A 19,596-nucleotide genomic window follows, 5' to 3' on the forward strand; every position below is an offset into this window, starting at 1 on the left:
CAGTTAATCAGATCGATGTAAATTTAGAAAATAGGGACGTTATGATGTTAAAGAGGTTTAATAAATCCTTGCTACGCTTAATTCTACTGGCAACGGCTGTCTTGATTGCCGTACAAACGATAGCGCTTGGCTTTTATTCATTTATGCAGATCAAACAACTGCAAGCTTCTATTCAACATTCTCTGAGTCAACAGACTCAGCTGATGCAAGCAACCTTAAAACAAAACCAAAAACAACAAATTACAGACTTGAGCCACACGACACAAAACCTTTCCAAAGAGCTTAATCAATCTCTAACACAGTTACTCAACGAACAGCAACAGAGCCAAAGTCAAAGACAAATTAAGGCCTTCAAAGATGAGGCTAACAACTATAACCAATTAATTGTAACGAGCTCAATTGAAGCTGTTTTAGATAATAATCTAGGGCAGATGACCGACCTCATTCTGGCCGCGCAAAAAAACCCAAACATCATTGTAGCAGCTTTTGCTTCCCCCACAGGACAACTGCTAACACACTCGTTAGACCGATCTAAACCTAGAGTTGAACAACTCGATATAAAAGGGAAAGGGAAACGCGCTTTAGAACGAGTCATCAATGCAGCATCACAAGACCCTGAAGTTTACTATACAAAGACACCTATTAAATTTCAGGGGGAAGTTATTGGACAACTGGATGTTGCCTATAATATGGGCCATTTCATGGCTGAGCAGAAAAAAATACAACTTCAATCAGCCAAAGCACGCCAAGCCATCGTTGCCCATAGCCAACAGTTACTTACTCAGATGAGCCAGTCCAGCCAAAAAGGGATGAATGTGCTAGCCAATTCACTATTAAAAATGAATCAGAAAAACACTACTGAATTAAATAATGCGCTGACTAGCCTATCTCATCAAATGACTCAGAAAACAATCGCGATTCAAATCGGTGGCGGCTTATTATTATTAGCCGCTATTGGCATCTTGCTGGTCATCAAAGTCCAGAGAAGGATTCAAAATTTAAGTACGAGTCTTTCCAAACTCGCTCAGGGTGGCGGCGACCTAACTCAAGCCATCCCCACTTATGGCGAAGACGAAATTGCCCAAATGGGAAACTCGATTAATCGGTTTCTGCAAACAACTCGTAATTTAATTCAAAAGGTGAATGAAAACGGCTTGTCATCTCAACAAAGCATCGATCAGCTCAGTGTGCGCAGCGATCATGCATTTGACTTGGTTTCACATCAAAACCAATCCTTAGAGGAAATTAATGCAGCTATGCGTGAATCCTCTCAAGCTATCGATGAACAAACTCAAGCCGTGTTAGATATTCAACATCATGTGGACACGTTGCGCCAAACAAACCAACAGAATCAACAGGTTTCAGCGCACGTATCCTCACTGATCCACCAGTTAGATCATGAAATTGCAAGTGCTAACCAGCAAGTCTCTAATTTTGTGAATTTAAGTGATGAAATAGCCACTGTCTTAAATGTAATCCAAACCATTGCCGAGCAAACCAATCTACTGGCTCTGAATGCTGCCATCGAATCGGCTCGAGCAGGCGAACATGGTCGAGGATTTGCAGTCGTTGCCGATGAAGTTCGCCAGCTAGCTGCAAAAACCCAAGACTCAACTGGAAAAATACAAAATAGTATCGATGCACTAACTGAGGGAGCTAAAAGTGCTGCCCAAGCCATGGCTCAAGCAACGCAACGAGCTAAAGAGTCCAATGAAGAACTATCAGAAGAGGAAAATATTCGGCAAAATGTTAGCCAGGCCGTCAACTCACTTGGCCAATTAATTGATCAAATTGCAGCAATGGCAGAAGAACAAAATGCCACATCAACCCAAGTTGCACAAACCAGTGAGCAAATGCATCATCAGTCTCAACAAGCCATGCAGGCGGTTAGTGACACACGAGAACAAAGCCAGAAGCTTAATCAGTTATCTAAACAACTCGTCGATTCTATGAGCGCTTTTACGGTTTAATCACTTATGCTTTATTTCAGATATAACAAAGCCGGTCTAGAGACCGGCTTTTCATACTTGGAATAACTGCTAATTTACTATCATTTACCCAAGTCTTTTAACGCTGTACCACTCATCAAATTAGCTTCAATATGTTCAAGCGAAACGTTTTTCGTTTCTGGAATCAACATAAAGGTGAGTATAATAAACACAACGTTTAACGAGCCATAAATCCAGAATGTATTCGCATTCCCAAAGCTCTGTAACATAGTCAGGAACGTTGCACCAACAATCATATTGGCAATCCAGTTCGTCGCAGTTGAAACCGTCACCCCAAAATCACGTCCTTTAAGAGGCTGGATTTCTGAACACAGAACCCAAATCAGTGGGCCCGCACTCATGGCAAAACCAATAATAAACATCAGTAACATTGCAATTGCGAAATACTTAGCATTCATGTCCATAGACGCTACGCCCATATTCAGCATAGCTCCCAAGACACCCATGCCAATGGCCATCACTAAAAAGCCCAGTTTCAAGGTTGGTTTACGTCCCCAACGGTCAACTAAACCAATAGCAATGAATGTTGCTAGTACGTTCGTAGCTCCCACGATTACTGTTCCCCACATCTGTTCTGAAGTACTGGTAAAACCAGATAAATCAAAGATTTTAGGTGCGTAATACATGATCACATTCATACCCGTAAATTGCTGAATAACCTGCAATAAAACGCCCAAATAGACAGCTTTACGGAAATACCGATTCGCACGAAATAGCGCAAAACCACCCTGCTTCACTTTCAGACTATTACGAATTTCATCAAGCTCATGTTTCGCTTTTTCACTACTATCACGTAGCATTTCTAAAACACGGCGAGCTTTATTATCATCACCTCGAGCGGCAAGCCAACGAGGACTGTCAGGAAGGAAAAATACCCCGATCAATAAAACAATCGCAGGAATAGTAATGATCCCTAACATCCAGCGCCACGCACCATGGTAACTGAAAAGTGTATCTGAAACATAAGCAACTAAAATACCGATAGTAATCATGAGCTGATACATCGAAATCATACTACCGCGAATATTTTCAGGTGCAATTTCAGACAGATAAAGCGGAGCTGTATACGAAGCAATCCCAATAGCCAGCCCTAGCAAAACCCGCATGACAATTAACATTTCCGGGGATGTTGCGAACGCAGATCCTAAAGAACCAATCACAAATAAGATCGCACCAATCATCAAACTTTGCTTACGACCTAAAATAACGTTTAACTTACCGCTACCAATGGCGCCAATGGCTGCGCCAGCCATCATCGAACTAACAATCCACTCTTGTTGATGATCGGTTAGGGTAAACGTTTGTTTAATAAATGGGAGAGCACCAGCAATTACACCGATATCTAACCCGAATAGAAGTCCAGCCAACGCAGCTAAAAAACATACAAAGAAAGTCACTCTCTTCGATGAACTATTCGTCGCTGAAGACGACATCGTTTGGCTCATCCTGCCTCCAAATAACCTATAAATTAACTACAAAAATATGCGCATTATGATATTTGTTATTCCATTGTCAAAAAGTGCGTTTGATCACATATTTGTAACCGATTACACATAATTCAAACCCATTCGTATAGTTTTTGACATGAAAATGTAAAAATTTAAACTGCATCACATTTTAATGATAAAAATATCTTTAAAAAGATACACAGATAACATTTTAACTAATAATTAAAATGTAAACGTTTCCACAATAATTTATAAGCAACAAAAGCATTGATATTTACTTCAATAAGTATGCAGTAAATATTCTCAATAAATTATTAATTTACGTTTTTTGACATATTTCGTTCCCTATTTACCACACTCCGTAGCACCAACCCAGCGGATGCTAGCCAGTAGCACGAGTTAGGCTGGAAAATCAGAGTATGAGAAAGGGGGCAGATACTAACAAACATTCGCCCTAAAATGGAATAGAAAATCTTTATGCTGTATAGAGGGGGGAAGCAACCTGAGCAAAGCTGCTCGTTTAAAGAAAGCTAGGGACTGTTGACCTTTTGTGATTAGTTTTGCAGAAATCTGAGAGGGATTTAGGCAAGGCAAACGTTGTGCCGTGTCGTTATTCTCCACAAAGAACGTTTAACGCTGGATAAATTCCTCTCAGATACTGCCCTTGGGGTTCATTTAAACAAAATTCAACCACCAAAGGTCAACAGTCCCTAGGATAAAATGATTATTTATACACAGAATAGCAAATTTATATTTTGAGCAATTCTTCAATCGGCTTGTTATCGACGTCACTATGCCTGCATCTCACATGATGAGTCGACTCAGGCCCTCAGTGCTCTCTGCGATTAACCGCAACCTACCAAAGCAATATTCCCCATACAAACATCAACAATATTTACCAAAGCAAAAATTTCTCAAAAACAGTCCCAAGTGTCGAATCGTCATTGAAGTGCCAATCATCTAACTGTTGCTTTCATAACATTTTTGTATTCATCAATGAAAAAAGATCAACCCTATTTTTTAGGCCGGCTCAAACAAAAAGAAAGAAGGTATAAACAAACCCTTCTTTCTTAACTCACTTTCTATATCTATTAAGACACTCAAAAGTAGCTGCAGATCGCAGCCACTTTTCTATTATTCCGCCAGTTAGTGATTTTGTTTCATCTGTTTATAGCGGTCAAAAATCACGGCTAACAGTAAGATAGTACCGCGGACAACATATTGGGCAAACGGTGAAATATTCAATAAATTCATCGCATTTTCAACGGTTCCTAAAATGAGCACCCCAGCAATAACATAAGAAATTTTGCCGATCCCACCTTTAAGTGACACGCCCCCTAACACGCATGCCGAAATAACCACTAATTCAAATCCAATAGAGGTCATCGGCTGACCACTGGTCATACGGGATGCCAGAATAACGCCAGCTAGCGCTGATATAGCGCCGGAGACGGTGAAGATAATTAGTTTTGTTTTGACAACATTCACACCGGCTAGGCGAGCGGCTTCTTCGTTACCACCAATGGCAAGTGTATTACGGCCATATACTGTTTTATTCAGCAAAAAAGCAAAAACAATAAAACAGATAATGGTTAACCAAATCGGCGTGGGAATCCCTAATATATTTGAATTACCCAACTCGAAGAACTTTTCTTCAGTAATGCCAACTGCCTTACCATCTGAGATGATATAGCCAAGTCCACGAGCAATTTGCATGGTTGCAAGTGTTGTAATCAGCGCATTCACTTTTAGTTTGGCAATAACAAAGCCGTTAATTAAGCCAAAGAAAACCCCACTTAAAACGCCAGCTAAAATACCTAGGCTCACACTCTGAGTCATGTTGATTGAAACTGCCGTTACAACCCCAGCACAAGCAACAACCGAGGCTACGGACAAGTCTAAGTCCCCGCACGCTAAGCAGAATAAACTGGCACAAGCGATCATGCCGCTCATAGAAACGGCTAAACCTAAGCCTTTCATATTGATAAATGAGGAAAAATTTGGCACAAAAATGCAGCACAAAATGAACAGTGCGACAAAGACCATCAGCATGCCAAAACTATCCCAGAGCCGGTTAAAATCGACTTTTCGATGCGTTGGTGAATTTGAATCGTGTTTATCCGTTTTAGAGACTGATATAGCCATTTCTAGCTCTCCTTTTCATACTTCAGGCTGCCTGAGATTTACCAAGCATGGCAAACTCAAGAATACGCTCTTCGCTATATTCACTGCGCTCAAGCTCAGCGGTTAACTGTCCATCTTTCATCACCATAATGCGATCAGAAATACCGATGACTTCAGGCAGGTCACTTGAAATCACCAGAACAGTGACACCACGTTCAGCCAACGCAAAAATCAGTTCATAGATTTCTGACTTAGCACCAATATCGATACCGCGAGTTGGCTCATCGAGTAAAATCACCTTCATTTCGGTCGACAACCAACGCCCTAAAATAACTTTTTGCTGATTTCCTCCTGACAAGTTACCAATTAGCTGGCTCATCGAGGGTGTTTTAACATTTAGCGAACGGACCTGCTCTCTTGCATTACCATTTTCCCAATGGTTATCGATAACACAGCCCATCGACAAATGGTCAGGGCGCGCACTAATATTAGTGTTTTCAAGAACCGATAATACCGGCACGATTCCCGAGACTTTACGATCTTCAGGGCAATAGGTTATTCCGGCATGAATCGCATCCGTGGGAGTGTGAATGTGAACAAGTTTGCCATGAACCTTAATTTCTCCTGAAGTCGCCTTCTCCGCCCCAAAAATTAACCGCGTTAGCTCGGTGCGCCCTGCCCCAACTAGCCCAAATAATCCTAAAATCTCCCCCTGCATTACCTCTAAAGAAATAGGAGATTTTAATCCAGGCCCTTCAAGTTGTTTAAGTTCTAAGCCAATTTGTCCATATTCGCGCGGACGATAATGAAAAATATCGTGAATTTCACGACCCACCATAAGCTTGACGAGTTGATTGTGAGTTACGTTGTCGATCTCATTGAGAGTGGCAACATGAGAGCCATCTTTAAAGACGGTAATCGCATCACACAACTCGAAAATCTCCTCCATTCGATGCGACACGTATAAAATAACCTTGCCTTCATCACGCAGTTCGCGGATCACTTTAAATAAGCTTTCGATCTCCCGCTGAGACAGGCTGCTTGTGGGCTCATCAAAAGCGATAATTTTTGCGTTACGACTCAATGCCTTGGCAATCTCAACCATCTGCCACTGACCAATTGATAAGTTCTTTAATGACATGGAGGGATCAAAATGTTCACCTAAGCGAGCTAATTGCGAACGTGCTTTTTCATAAAGGTTGTGGCGATCAATCATGCCAGAATGGGTCGGAAGCTGACCGATAAATATATTTTCAGCCACACTCAATTCAGGCACTAAATTCAGTTCCTGATAGATAATGGCAACGCCAGCATTTAACGCATCAGAAGCATTATTAAATGCGACCTCTTCACCTTGAATTTTCAAACTCCCACTCGTCGGTTGATAAATACCACTTAAGACTTTCAGTAGTGTTGATTTTCCGGCTCCGTTTTCTCCTAATAACGCGTGAATATGCCCTTCACCAGTCCCAAAACTAATATCACTTAACGCTTTTACGCCAGGAAAAACCTTGGTGACATGGTCAAACTCAAGGAAGTAATTTTGCTTGCTGCCCATAGTAAACCTCATGGCACTCATCGAATGAAGGTGCCTAACAAGGCACCTGTTCTGAGTTAATTGTTCAACAAGTTACCTAAGCCTTTTTTCTTAAGCTCAGCACGGAAATTATCACGAGTAATAAGCACAACATCTTTCACTTTGGTCATGTTCGGTGGACGTTTGCCGTCCTCGACCCATTTATAAAGCATTTCAATACTTTTAAATCCGTGAATATCAGGGCTTGGCAACAAAGACCCATAAAACCCTGTGGCCTCTTTTTTAGAAAGTTCAGAAATAGCGCCGACCCCGTTAATCCCAATACCAATCACGTTCGATGCATTAAATCCTTGTCCTTCAGTCGCTCGAACACCCCCTAGTACAGTATTGTCATTCATTCCAACAACTAACCATTGCTTGACATCTGGGTGCTGCACTAACAATGAGTTACCAGCATTAAACGCGCCTGGGATATCATTTGATTTAGTCGGGACCCGATAAATTTGGGCGGCGGGGAACCCTGATGCTTTCAGTGCTTTAATCGAACCATCAACACGACGCCGAGCGGTATCAAGCTCATCAGCAGTAATTGCCATAACCGCTGTCGTTTTGACATCCCATTTACGTTTTTGCATCTCTTGATAGAGGGCTTGACCTTGGCGCTCACCTATTTCACTAGCAGCCATCATAATCAATGGCACATTAGTCATCGGTTTGCCTTTGGCATTTAAAAACTGGTCATCCACCGTTACAACTTTCAGTCCATAACTCTTAGCTTTTGCCATGATGGCTGGACCGAGTTTCGGATCCGGTGTACAAATCACAAAACCTTTGGCACCTGAAGCAGCCAGCGTATCAATCGCATTTAAGGTTTTCTCTCCATCAGGCACTGCCATTTTTAGAACATCAAAATGATATTTTTTACCTGCCTTATCGGCAAAAGCCCATTCAGTCTGGAACCAGGCTTCTTCAGGCTGTTTTACTAAATATCCAAGCTTAAGTTGATCATCCTTACTACTTCCCCAGAACGCATTTGCTGATTGGCTCAATAACGCAGCACTTGCCAGAGCTGCGGCAATCAATCCCTTGGTCAAAGCTTTCATTGTTGTTACTCCAAATATCATCCATACCGAGTCATAGCTTTTTTAGTCGAAGATTAAAATTAAGGGAAGTGACCACTATCACAACTCAATAAGATAGCAACGAAATCCATATTTATAGCAATATTAACTATGATTAAAATCTCAATTCTTTAATAAATATTCACAATCAAATCAATTAATCACCGCTTTATGCCATAAATTAGGCACTCAACTGGTTTTACTTAAAAAATATCTCTCCACTCTCCAGAATGTTGCCTAGATCTCATTTAATTCATAGTAGCGCTTACATCCATGTTTGTAGCTAGATATCGTATGGGAATAACGGCTTAAGATGCTTTTAATTAAACACATTGATTATTTATGTTTTGTGGAGCATCACATGGCAGCGACTCAACTTAAAGCTTATGTCATCGGCCTCGATTTTGGTTCGGATTCAGTCCGGGCACTCGTGGTTGATACAGCCAACGGCGAAGAGCTTAGTAGCGGCGTCAGTTATTATTCCCGTTGGCAAAAGGGGCTATTTTGCGACGCCCCCCATACTCAATTTCGCCATCACCCTTTGGATTATATAGAGTCGATGACGCAGTCGATCCAGATCGCTCTGAGTGAGTTACCCAAAGAAGCAGCTTCTTACGTTGTGGGCATTGGAGTCGATACGACGGGTTCAACGCCGGCACCTATTGATGCTGATGGGCAAGTTTTGGCACTTCGCCCTGAGTTTGCTGAGAATCCAAACGCAATGTTTATCTTGTGGAAAGACCACACCAGTATTGCGCATGCAGAACGCATTAATGAGTTGGCTCACGGTGGAGAATTCCCTGACTACACTAATTTTGTCGGTGGTGTTTACTCTTCAGAGTGGTTCTGGGCTAAAGCGGCACACATTATGGAAAGTGATGCATCAGTCGCAAAAGCCACCTACAGCTGGGTTGAACTCGCCGATTGGGTTCCTGCTCTACTGAGTGGCAGTACAGCTCCTCACCAACTCAAACGCGGGATCTGTGCCGCAGGCCATAAAGCACTCTGGCATGACAGCTGGCAAGGCCTTCCTGATCAGGATTTTCTAAGTGCTATCTCCCCAACATTTGACGGCATTCGTGAGCGGATGTTCGACAAAGTTTATACCGCGGAAGAAAAAGCCGGAGAGTTGAGCAAAGAATGGGCTGAAAAACTCGGATTAAACGAAGGAATTGCCATTGCTATCGGCGAATTTGACTGCCACATGGGCGCAGTAGGAGCAGGTGCAGGCGAAGCCGATTTAGTCAAAGTAATGGGAACCTCTACCTGCGATATTTTGATGGCCCCGCAAAGTGAAATTGGTAACAAAACCATCAAAGGCATTTGTGGCCAAGTGAAAGGTAGCTCAAGACCCGATATGGTCGCACTGGAAGCCGGTCAATCAGGCTTTGGGGACATCTATGCTTGGTTTAAAAATATGCTGCTCTGGCCACTCACCAGTTTAACGAATGGTCCAACAGACACTCAGCAGTTGATGGGCATAATTACCGAGCAACTGATTCCACAACTGAGCGAAGCAGCCCAAGCTTATCAGCCTGACATGCATTCACCGCTGGCTGTTGACTGGCACAGTGGTCGCCGAACACCTTACGCCAACCAGCGTGTCACCGGTGCCATTACTCAATTAAATCTAGGCAGTGATGCACCAGCTGTTTTCCACGCATTGGTGGAATCAACCGCTCACGGCGCCAAGGCAATTATGGATTGTATGACCGATCAGGGAATGGCGGTTCAACGAGTGATAGCGATTGGCGGGATTGCTAAAAAATCGCCATTTGTTATGCAAGTCTGTGCAGACGTCATGGGTCAGCCAATCGCCGTCGTCGAATCCGACCAATGCTGCGCACTAGGGGCGGCTATTTTTGCCGCAACCGCAGCAGGTATCTATACCGATAGCAAAACAGCCCAATCAGCCATGGCCAGCCGAATTTGCGAACATTATCACCCCGATGAACAGCGCCATGCGTTTTACCTTAAACGCCATCAGAGTTACCAAACTCTGGGGCAATATGTTGAATCACAGGCTAATGTACCAGAGGAGTAATTGGAATGAGTGATGTATCGATTGAACAATTACGTCATCAAGTCTGGCAAGCGAACATGGATCTTGAACGTTATCATTTGGTGACATTCACTTGGGGAAATGTCTCCGGAATCGATCGCGAACGAGGCGTTATGCTGATAAAACCCAGCGGTGTTTCGTACTCTGAATTAAGTGCTGAAAACATGGTAGAAGTCAGTTTAGAAGATGGTTCAGTGGCTGATGGTCAAATGAAGCCATCTTCTGATACCGCCACTCATCTGGAGCTTTATCAACAGTTTCCAGAAATTCAGGGAATTGTCCACACCCATTCAACACATGCGGTAGCCTGGGCTCAGGCAGGTATGGATATTCCTGCCTTTGGGACTACTCATGCCGACTATTTTTATGGGCCAATTGCGTGTACTCGAGCTTTAAAGCAGCAAGAAATTGACGAAGCTTATGAGCTCAACACTGGTAAGGTCATCGCCGAACACATCGACAAAAGTCAAGTGATGGCAATTCCCGGAATTGTCGTTAAAGAACATGGGCCATTTGCATGGGGCACTTCCCCAGCCAACGCCGTTCATAATGCTGTCGTCCTTGAAGAAGTCGCACGCATGGCACTTTATACCCTGCAAATTAATGCCGCGACAACACCTGTAAATCAGGGGTTACTGGATAAACATTATCTACGCAAACATGGCAAAAATGCTTATTACGGCCAATCTACCAACAAATAATATATGAGGTCACTATGAAGAATTCGACTCAACAACAGCAACTGTGGTTCGTCACAGGCTCTCAGCATTTATACGGGCCAGAAGTTTTGAAACAGGTCGCAACTGACAGTGAACAGATTGTCAAAGGCCTCAATGAAAGTAACGATATTCTATTACCGCTGGTCTATAAACCAACCGTAAAAACCCCGGATGAAATTCTCGCCGTCTGTCGTCAAGCCAATAATGATCCAAACTGCGCCGGATTAATTCTATGGATGCATACTTTTTCTCCTGCCAAAATGTGGATTGCAGGACTGACTGAGTTAAACAAACCGTGGGCTCATCTTCATACTCAGTTCAATTCTGAACTGCCATGGAGCGAAATAGACATGAACTTCATGAACACCAATCAAAGTGCTCATGGGGACCGCGAGTTTGGATTCATCGGCACTCGTCTCGATCTCAATCGCAAAGTCATTGTTGGCCATTGGCAAGATAAACGCGTTCATCAACAGTTAGATGACTGGGCTCGTGCTGCACTTGGCTGGGCTGAAGGCCATCAGCTAAAAGTGGCTCGTTTTGGCGACAATATGCGTCAAGTTGCTGTCACTGAAGGCAATAAAGTCGGTGCTCAAATTCAATTTGGCTACGAAGTCAACGCTTACAGCTTGGGTGAACTCGCCGAAGCGGTTAACGCAGTTGCAGATGCGGACGTCAACACACTACTTGAAGAATATGCAACGACATATAATGTTGCATCTGGCCTTTTGACTGACAGCACAACACGGAAAATCATTGCCAATGATGCCCGCCTTGAATTGGGGATGGAAGCATTTTTAAGCGATGTGGGAGCTAAAGCATTTGCTAACAACTTCGAAAACCTCGATGGATTGACTAACTTGCCTGGTCTGGCAACACAACGTCTGATGGCTAAAGGTTATGGCTATGGTGGTGAAGGTGACTGGAAAACCGCGGCCATGACCCGCATCATGAAAGTCATGGGTCAGGGCCGGACTGGCGGTACTTCGTTTATGGAAGATTACACGTATAACTTTGGTTCAACTGACCAAGTTTTAGGTGCCCATATGTTAGAAGTATGTCCAAGTATTGCCGATGCGAAACCAAGCTTGGAAATTCATCGCCACACCATCGGTTGTGACTGCGATGTCGCTCGCCTTATTTTCAATGGGAAAAAAGGTCCTGCAGTAAATGTCGCACCTATTGATTTGGGGAATCGTTTCCGGTTGGTAGTCAACCAGATCGACTGCGTTACACCTGAACATGACCTGCCTAAATTGCCAGTGGGTCGTTCGCTATGGCAACCTCAACCTAATCTAGAAACAGCTGCGGCAGCATGGATCTACGCCGGCGGCTCCCACCATACGGTAAGCAGTCACGATGTCAGCCTTGATACATTAATTAACTATGCTGAGTTAGTTGATACTGAAATAGTGATTATTAACAATGATACGACCGTTCAAGGCTTTAAAAACGAATTGCGTCAAAACAGCTTATATTATCGTCTGAAACAAGGGATCTAATCTCTCCGATACCATAAAAACATCAAGCTCTTAAAGAAAGGGCTTGATGTTCTTCTTTATCACTCACAAGGAGCCATTGGTTATGCTAAGCACTGATAATAAATCTCCCCCGCCCAAGACACCTAACCTTCCTTGTCTTAGTAATGACCATCATCTGCTTTATTTATCTGATAATGGTGAATTTAAGCTGTATGGTCCCAATAGTGAGGCACTTAGCGCAACATTAGATATCCAGCTCAATCATCTTGCAGTCTTTCCAGAAACTCTCTCATGGCATCACAGAAGTCATGGATCACACCATGAAATATGGAGCTTTTCCCCCACAGATCAGCTTTCTCTGAGCCTCACGTTTACTTTATCAGCAACGCAACTAACCATTGATTACGTGGCCAGAACTGAAAGTCCGGCCCATATTCAGCTCCAGCATCAGTTGAACTTTGCACAATATGATAGAAAGCCTTCAACATTTTATTTAACCGACCATGCTTATTTCGTACACAGCTCGCGAAGCCGCTTTAGCCGAATTCCGGAATCCCTTTTTATTTCCGATCATTTCGCAGCGACATTATCCATATCATTTAACCAGAATGTGACTTAGCTTTATGCGAGAGAATCCAGAATTTTATATCCTTACCCCAATAAATTAATGCAATGTTGAATGTTCATGGAACAGACTGATCCATTAAAACCTGGTTATAACTTTGATGCCCATCTGGTCGCTGGCTTAACGTCTATTATTGAAGGCAATGATCTAGACTTTACCATTGATCGCCCTGGGGGGATGAAAGGCTATATCATTAATTTAACCATAAAAGGACAAGGTCGTATTTTCTCCGCAGAAAATGCCTTTGAAGTCAAAGAAGGAGACCTTTTGTTATTTCCACCTGGCGTAGCTCACTATTATCGGCGTCATCCTAATTGCTCAAACTGGTTCCATCGCTGGATCTATTTTCGACCAAGAGCGTTCTGGTCTGATTGGCTGAATTGGCAGAATAACCAACATGGGGTTTTTGTAACCCGCGACCTAGAACCAGAAATGATGACGAATCTTGAGCCACTATTTGTTGATATTGAGCATTCGGCAAAAAGTGATAACCCATACCATAATGATCTAGCTTTAAACCTGCTGGAACAACTGTTAATCCGCTGCAAGACATTGCAACCTAATGTAATGTCTCGGCGGATCGATCCTCGTATTCTTGATGTGGTTCAACATATGTCGCAGCACTTAAATGAGGATTTTAGCAACGATGAGCTAGCTGCTATGGTTTGTATTTCATCATCAAGACTAGGGCATCTTTTCAGTGCTGAAATGGGGATGACAATCACCCAGTGGCGCGATGATCAACGCATAACCCGTGCAAAACAGTTACTATTGGCCACAAACCATTCCATCAATAAAATCAGTCGTATGATTGGCTACAGCGATCCCTTGTATTTCTCCCGTGTTTTTAAGCGTATCGCCGGAGTTAGCCCCAAAAAATTTCGGGAACAAATCAGCTAATTTGATAACAAGTAGGGTCATGCAAAATACCTCCTTGCAGATCCTCAATTTCCAGATGTTGTTCCCATTTTGCTTTATAACACCGCATCAAGGAACGATGCGATAAACAGATTTAAGACGCTATCTGTAGAAAAATAACCTCTCCCTAGCCCATCATCAATTTAGAAATCAGCACCAGTTTGCAATCATATTTCATTTATCATTAAATGGATTTTATCTACATGTTTATGATTATTTAGTACAATTGGAGTATATTAGATTTTTCTACACAATCATGTGTCTTAGTAATTTGAGCATATAAAGAGCATTAATGCATGGCAAACCCCGCCCCTTTACAAGATAAAGAAAAGACTCTTGAATTCGAACGTTGGCTCAAAAACCAAGCGAAAACGGTAAAAAAACCGCTTAATATCGCGATTATCATCGGTAGTATTAATGGTTTCTTTTTAATTGCGCAGTGCTGGATGTTAGCCCAGGTACTGAATGCGACGGCAATTGAGCACAAATCCATTCAAGCTGTCTGGGGATATTTAGCCTGTATGGTGGGTATCTTTGGTGTCCGTGCTCTGCTTAATTACGGCAACCAACGATTCACCTTTGAAGCGGCTGCGCGACTGCGCACCGATTTGCGAGCCCGTCTATTTAAACAGATAAATCAATTAGGTCCCGCCTGGAGTCGTGAACAACGCTCCGGTGCTCGAGCCACCGAACTGGTCGATGGTGTCGAAGCACTTGAGAAGTATTTCAGTTTGTATCTACCACAGAGGCAATTAGCCATCATTATTCCTGTGGCCATTTTGGTGTTTGTTTTTCCATTTGATTGGATATCTGGACTGATTCTAGCCATAACGGCGCCGTTGTTACCGGTGTTTATGATCCTCATTGGCAGTCAAACAGAAAAGCTCAATCAGAAGCAGTGGCGCAGCCTGACGCGAATGGGAGCCCACTTTTTTGACATGATCGAAGGGCTGACAACACTTAAACTTTTTCATGCTGCCCAAAGAGAAGCCCGTTTTATCGGCCAAATAGCAGAAGATTATCGCTTGCAAACAATGAAAGTATTGCGAGTCGCTTTTCTGTCTTCGATGGTCTTAGAGTTTTTTGCGGCAATTAGTATTGCAATGGTGGCTGTGTATGTAGGGTTTCGCTTAATGGGAACGGATATCCATTACCTGAATGGCATTTTTGTCCTGTTACTGGCCCCAGAATTTTATCTGCCTTTGCGCAGTATGGGGACTCAGTTTCACGCGCGAATGGACGCACTGGGGGCTGTCGAACCCATCATCGAATTACTGAACACCCCCATACCTGCTGAGCATCATGGAAATATTGAACTGTGTCTCAACCAAGCTCCAGACATTACCTTGTCGAATCTTGTGTTTGCCTATCCCAAGCGGGACCCTGTGATTCGCGACGTGAGCCTTAAGCTGCCAGCAGGCAGTCGCACGGCCATAATTGGTGCCAGCGGGGCCGGAAAGTCGACATTGGGGCAATTGCTACTGGGTTTTTTAAGCCCGATACAAGGGGATATTATCATTAATACAACCCCGTTAACGCAGATTTCTCCGAACAGTTGGTATCAGCATGTGGCATGGCTGCCCCAGAACCCGACTTTATTTTATGGCACTATTGAAGAAAATATTGCCCTATCGCGCCGCCAGCACGGTCATGAGCAGGCGCTCCAACAAGCGCTGCGCGATGCACACGCGCTGGATTTTATTGAACAGTTGCCGCACGGCGTTCAAACGGTGCTCGGCGAGCACGGACAAGGGCTTTCTGGGGGGGAAATTCAGCGGATTGCCTTGGCTCGTGCTTTTTACAAGAATGCGCCGGTTGTTCTACTTGATGAACCCTCAGCCAGTTTAGATCCACAGAGTGAGCGGTTAATTACCGATGCGATTGCCCGACTGGCGGTTGGCCGAACGCTGCTCACTATTGCCCATCGATTGACCACAATTGAGCAGAGTGACCAAATTGTGGTGCTTGAGGGAGGCAAAATCATCGAACAAGGCGCACCCGAGGAATTAATGTCCTTAAACGGCGCTTACGCGCAACGCTATCACGAGTATTGCAGGGCTGGATGATGAAACGAAGAAAAAATAGAGAACTCCGCTGGCTATTCGCGATCAGTCGTCCCTATCTGGGTTGGATGTTGGCTGGGATTTTACTCGCCACCACAGTGATTCTTGCTAATGTTGCCCTACTTGCGGTATCTGGCTGGTTTATCACCGCTATGGCCTTGAGTGGCCTGGGGGCTATCGTTGTCAATTATTTTACTCCAGCTGCTGCGATTCGAGGCTTGGCCATTTTGCGCACCGCTGGCCGATATTTTGAACGAATAGTGACCCATGAAGCGACATTTCGACTACTGGCGGGGTTACGCCAATGGTTTTTTGAACGATTAGAACCCTTGGCTCCAGCACGGATTCAGCATTACCAAGGGGGAGATTTATTAAGCCGAATTAGTGCTGACATTGATAGCTTAGAAAATGCTTATTTGCGAATATTGACCCCCACCTTCGCTGCCTTGTTGGCGAGTTTTCTGATGATCCTGTTTCTGTGGTTTTGGAGCCCGGCAATTGCGTTGACCAACTTAATTGGTTTGCTGATGGTCGGCCTTGCTTTACCATGGGCCGCTCTGTATTTGGGCATCAACAGCGGCCGGAATATCGTCAAAGCGAGGGCAGTTTTGCGCCAACGAATCAGTGAAACGGTCCGAGGGTTGGCTGAAATCACGCTCTATGGCAACCCACAGCAACGCATGATAACCCTTCAAGAGGAAAACGAAGCCCTAGTCATCCCCCAACGACAACAAAATCGCATTGATGCCAGTAGTACTGCGTTAACGGGACTGGTGAGTCAATTCACTTGGTTGGTGATGATTGTGATTGCCATCTATTTATTACAAAGTGGTCGACTCAATGGGCCAGAACTCGTTATGTTGGCTTTTTTTGGGATGGCCAGCTTTGAGGCTGTGGCGACATTGCCCATCGCGTTTCGAGCATTAGGTGAAACATGGGGAGCTGCGAGTCGCATTCTGGATTTAGTTGATGCTGAGCCAGCAGTGACCGATCCACGCCATCCTAGCGCTGCGCCACAACAATTTGATATTCGCTTTGAGGCAGTGTGTTTCACCTACCCACAAACTAAACATCCGGCACTTCACGACATCAGCTTTTGCTTAAAACAGGGGCAAAAACTGGCGATTCAAGGCGCCAGTGGTTCTGGAAAAACCAGTGTGACACAATTATTACTTAAGTTTTGGGCGGCCGACAGTGGACAAATTACCATTGGTGGCACAGGACTCGAGGATTTAAAAGGTGACACGGTCCGTAAACTCTGCGCCGTTGTCTCGCAACATGTCCACTTATTTAATACCACGCTCGCGGCTAATTTATATCTCGCTAAACCCGATGCCACAGATGAAGAAGTACGCGAGGCTTGCCGGGCCGCAGCGATTCTTGATGATATCCAGGCTTTACCAGAAGGATTTAATACTGAGGTCGGAGAAGCCGCGACGCGTTTATCCGGTGGGCAAATTCGGCGTCTTGGTATTGCCAGAGCACTCCTTAAAGATGCACCTATTGTCATTTTAGATGAACCCACCGAAGGACTGGATGCGGGCACAGAACAACAAGTCATCCAAGCATTAGCTAAGCTATTGCAGGGGCGCACCGCCATCATCATTACTCACCGCCCGCAATTACTAACATTAGCCGATCATCACTTGCTCATCGATAAAGGAAGTATCGTCCCTTAAATTTCAATACGTTTACAGATGAACAAAAAAGAATCGATTCCATATTCTTATATTAGTAAAAGCTAAAGATGGATTGAATAAGCATCATAAGCGCGTCATAATATTAACAAGTTGTCGGGGAAAAGCTGCTCTAGCATCGAACAAGGATCTATTGTACTTTAAGTTTCGATAAACCTTGAGATAAGCGAAATAAGTAACCCCACCGCTTTAAAAGCTAAACATGGACTGACGAAGCACCACAAGATACGCCTGATACTAGCAAGTTGTAGGGAAAATAACCTGCTCTGGTTCAAAAAATGCCAATAACTGCCTCATGACAGTTATTAATTTTTAACCGTCTGGAGAAATAGAATGACAGACCCTTCCCTCATGATTGGCCTTGCCCGATTAGATTTTGGGTGGATTACGACAATGCACATAATCTACCCCCCATTAACGATTGGTTTGGCCGCTTTTTTATTTTTTAGTGAATGGCGTTGGCTCAAGACAAACCATGACGAGTGGTATCGACTGACCCGTTTTTTTGAAAAGCTCTTCATCATCAATTTTGGTGCTGGTGTAGCCACGGGGATCACCATGGAAATGGCCTTTGGTATCCTCTTTGGACCCTTTTCTCAAGCCGCCGGACCTTTTTTTGGCAATATTCTCGGTTACGAAACGATTACCGCGTTTATGTATGAAGCGGGTTTTATTGGACTGATGATTTTTGGCTGGGGCAAAATCGGCAAGAAAATGCATCTTTTTGCCACGTTTAATGTAATGTTTTCTTCAATGCTATCGGCAATGTGGATTTTGGATGCCAATTCCTGGATGCAAACACCGACAGGCGTTCACCTTGAAAAAGGGTTGTTTGTCGTTGATAGCTGGACAGATGCCATTTTTAACCCTAATTTTTTGACCGCATTCCCGCATATGCTCATCGCCTGCTTTGAGATTGGACTGTTTTTTGTAGCCAGTGTTTCCGCTTGGATGATTTATAAAAATCGCCACACTAAACTGTTTATTCGCACATTGACCACCTCTTTGATGGCTTTAGTTATTGTTGCGCCTTTGCAAGTTTATATGGGAGATGCATTAGGACGAACCGTTGCTGAATATGACCCGGCAGCATTAGCTGCAATGGAAGGGCATTGGCATACATATAATGCAGATGGTAGCCCCAATACCAGCTGGAATATGCTCGCATGGCCGAATGAAGAGAAAGGAACAAACGATTTTCAAATTGCAATCCCACATGTTCTCAGTCTACTGGAAGATCATAAGTGGGTGAGTACTGTCCCCGGGCTGGATCAATTTAAGAAAGCAGACCGGCCACCCGTGCTCATCCCCTTCTACTCTTTTCGTATTATGGTGGTGGCCGGTATGGCGCTGATGTTATTGGCTTTCTGGGCACTCTACTTACGCATTCGCGGACAGTTCTCAGCAACAAAGCTACAGCAGCATCGTTGGTTTCTGCGCGCTGTTATCTTAAGTTCTACGTTGCCTTATATCGCTGTTTGGACTGGCTGGTGGACGCGTGAAATTGCTCGTCAACCTTGGATTATTCACGGATTGATGCGTACCTCAGAAGGCGTGAGTCAAATGAGTATTACGGCAGAGATAATTTGGTTTATTGGTTTTGTGTTCTTTGACCTGCTTGTCTGGTTTGGCGCTTGGTACTTTTTTTCCAAAGTGATCCACAAAGGACCCGATATGAAAACAGCTGTTATCCATGGTGTTACTCCAGAGACGATGCATTTGGGGGATATGCCCGACGAAGAGGCCTCTGAAGGAAAACCTTTGTTTGTACGGCCTACCGTCTAATCGACAT

The 19,596-nt window shown here is 43.9% G+C and carries 13 protein-coding genes; 9 read left to right on the plus strand and 4 right to left on the minus strand.

Annotated features, from left to right (window positions below; all coding sequences use genetic code 11):
• Positions 1-41 precede the first annotated feature (41 nt).
• Entirely contained in the window at positions 42-1,970 is a 1,929-nt protein-coding gene (locus tag EV690_RS04335) for a methyl-accepting chemotaxis protein (protein WP_131911704.1), read from the plus strand.
• Between the two features lie 80 nt (positions 1,971-2,050).
• On the opposite strand, the gene EV690_RS04340 is transcribed toward EV690_RS04335, so the two are convergent.
• From EV690_RS04340 to EV690_RS04355, 4 genes are all read right to left on the minus strand, one after another.
• Positions 2,051-3,454, minus strand: a complete 1,404-nt coding sequence (locus EV690_RS04340; RefSeq protein WP_317986173.1) for a sugar porter family MFS transporter — start codon at positions 3,452-3,454, stop codon at positions 2,051-2,053.
• Between the two features lie 1,149 nt (positions 3,455-4,603).
• Positions 4,604-5,602 carry an L-arabinose ABC transporter permease AraH gene (araH, locus tag EV690_RS04345; protein ID WP_131911705.1) on the minus strand — a complete coding sequence of 333 codons (999 nt, stop codon included), beginning with the start codon at positions 5,600-5,602 and terminating at the stop codon, positions 4,604-4,606.
• A 22-nt stretch (positions 5,603-5,624) separates the two neighbouring features.
• A complete protein-coding gene (gene araG, locus EV690_RS04350; RefSeq protein ID WP_317986174.1) occupies positions 5,625-7,151 on the minus strand; it encodes an L-arabinose ABC transporter ATP-binding protein AraG in 1,527 nt (508 codons plus the stop codon).
• A gap of 44 nt (positions 7,152-7,195) precedes the next feature.
• Entirely contained in the window at positions 7,196-8,221 is a 1,026-nt protein-coding gene (locus tag EV690_RS04355) for an arabinose ABC transporter substrate-binding protein (protein ID WP_131911706.1), read from the minus strand.
• Between the two features lie 379 nt (positions 8,222-8,600).
• On the opposite strand from EV690_RS04355, the gene EV690_RS04360 reads away from it, so the two are divergent.
• The 8 genes from EV690_RS04360 (at position 8,601) to EV690_RS04395 (ending at position 19,589) form a co-directional block, all read left to right on the plus strand.
• A complete protein-coding gene (locus EV690_RS04360; RefSeq protein ID WP_131911707.1) occupies positions 8,601-10,283 on the plus strand; it encodes a ribulokinase in 1,683 nt (560 codons plus the stop codon).
• A gap of 20 nt (positions 10,284-10,303) precedes the next feature.
• Positions 10,304-11,002, plus strand: a complete 699-nt coding sequence (locus EV690_RS04365) for an L-ribulose-5-phosphate 4-epimerase (protein WP_165872680.1) — start codon at positions 10,304-10,306, stop codon at positions 11,000-11,002.
• A gap of 14 nt (positions 11,003-11,016) precedes the next feature.
• Positions 11,017-12,522, plus strand: a complete 1,506-nt coding sequence (araA, locus tag EV690_RS04370; RefSeq protein ID WP_131911709.1) for an L-arabinose isomerase — start codon at positions 11,017-11,019, stop codon at positions 12,520-12,522.
• 82 nt (positions 12,523-12,604) lie between these two features.
• Positions 12,605-13,120, plus strand: a complete 516-nt coding sequence (locus EV690_RS04375; RefSeq protein WP_131911710.1) for a hypothetical protein — start codon at positions 12,605-12,607, stop codon at positions 13,118-13,120.
• 66 nt (positions 13,121-13,186) lie between these two features.
• Positions 13,187-14,026: an arabinose operon transcriptional regulator AraC gene (gene araC, locus EV690_RS04380; RefSeq protein WP_131911711.1), complete on the plus strand. Its 840-nt coding sequence runs from the start codon at positions 13,187-13,189 to the stop codon at positions 14,024-14,026.
• A gap of 314 nt (positions 14,027-14,340) precedes the next feature.
• On the plus strand, positions 14,341-16,110 hold the full coding sequence (gene cydD / locus EV690_RS04385) for a thiol reductant ABC exporter subunit CydD (RefSeq protein ID WP_131911712.1): 1,770 nt from the start codon (positions 14,341-14,343) through the stop codon (positions 16,108-16,110).
• On the plus strand, positions 16,107-17,786 hold the full coding sequence (cydC, locus tag EV690_RS04390) for a thiol reductant ABC exporter subunit CydC (RefSeq protein WP_131911713.1): 1,680 nt from the start codon (positions 16,107-16,109) through the stop codon (positions 17,784-17,786). Before cydD ends, cydC begins: the two co-directional genes overlap by 4 nt.
• Before the next feature lie 351 nt (positions 17,787-18,137).
• On the plus strand, positions 18,138-19,589 hold the full coding sequence (locus EV690_RS04395; RefSeq protein ID WP_131911714.1) for a cytochrome ubiquinol oxidase subunit I: 1,452 nt from the start codon (positions 18,138-18,140) through the stop codon (positions 19,587-19,589).
• Positions 19,590-19,596: the final 7 nt, after the last annotated feature.

The organism is Celerinatantimonas diazotrophica (genome assembly GCF_004339545.1).
Classification (GTDB): Bacteria; Pseudomonadota; Gammaproteobacteria; order Enterobacterales; family Celerinatantimonadaceae; genus Celerinatantimonas; species Celerinatantimonas diazotrophica.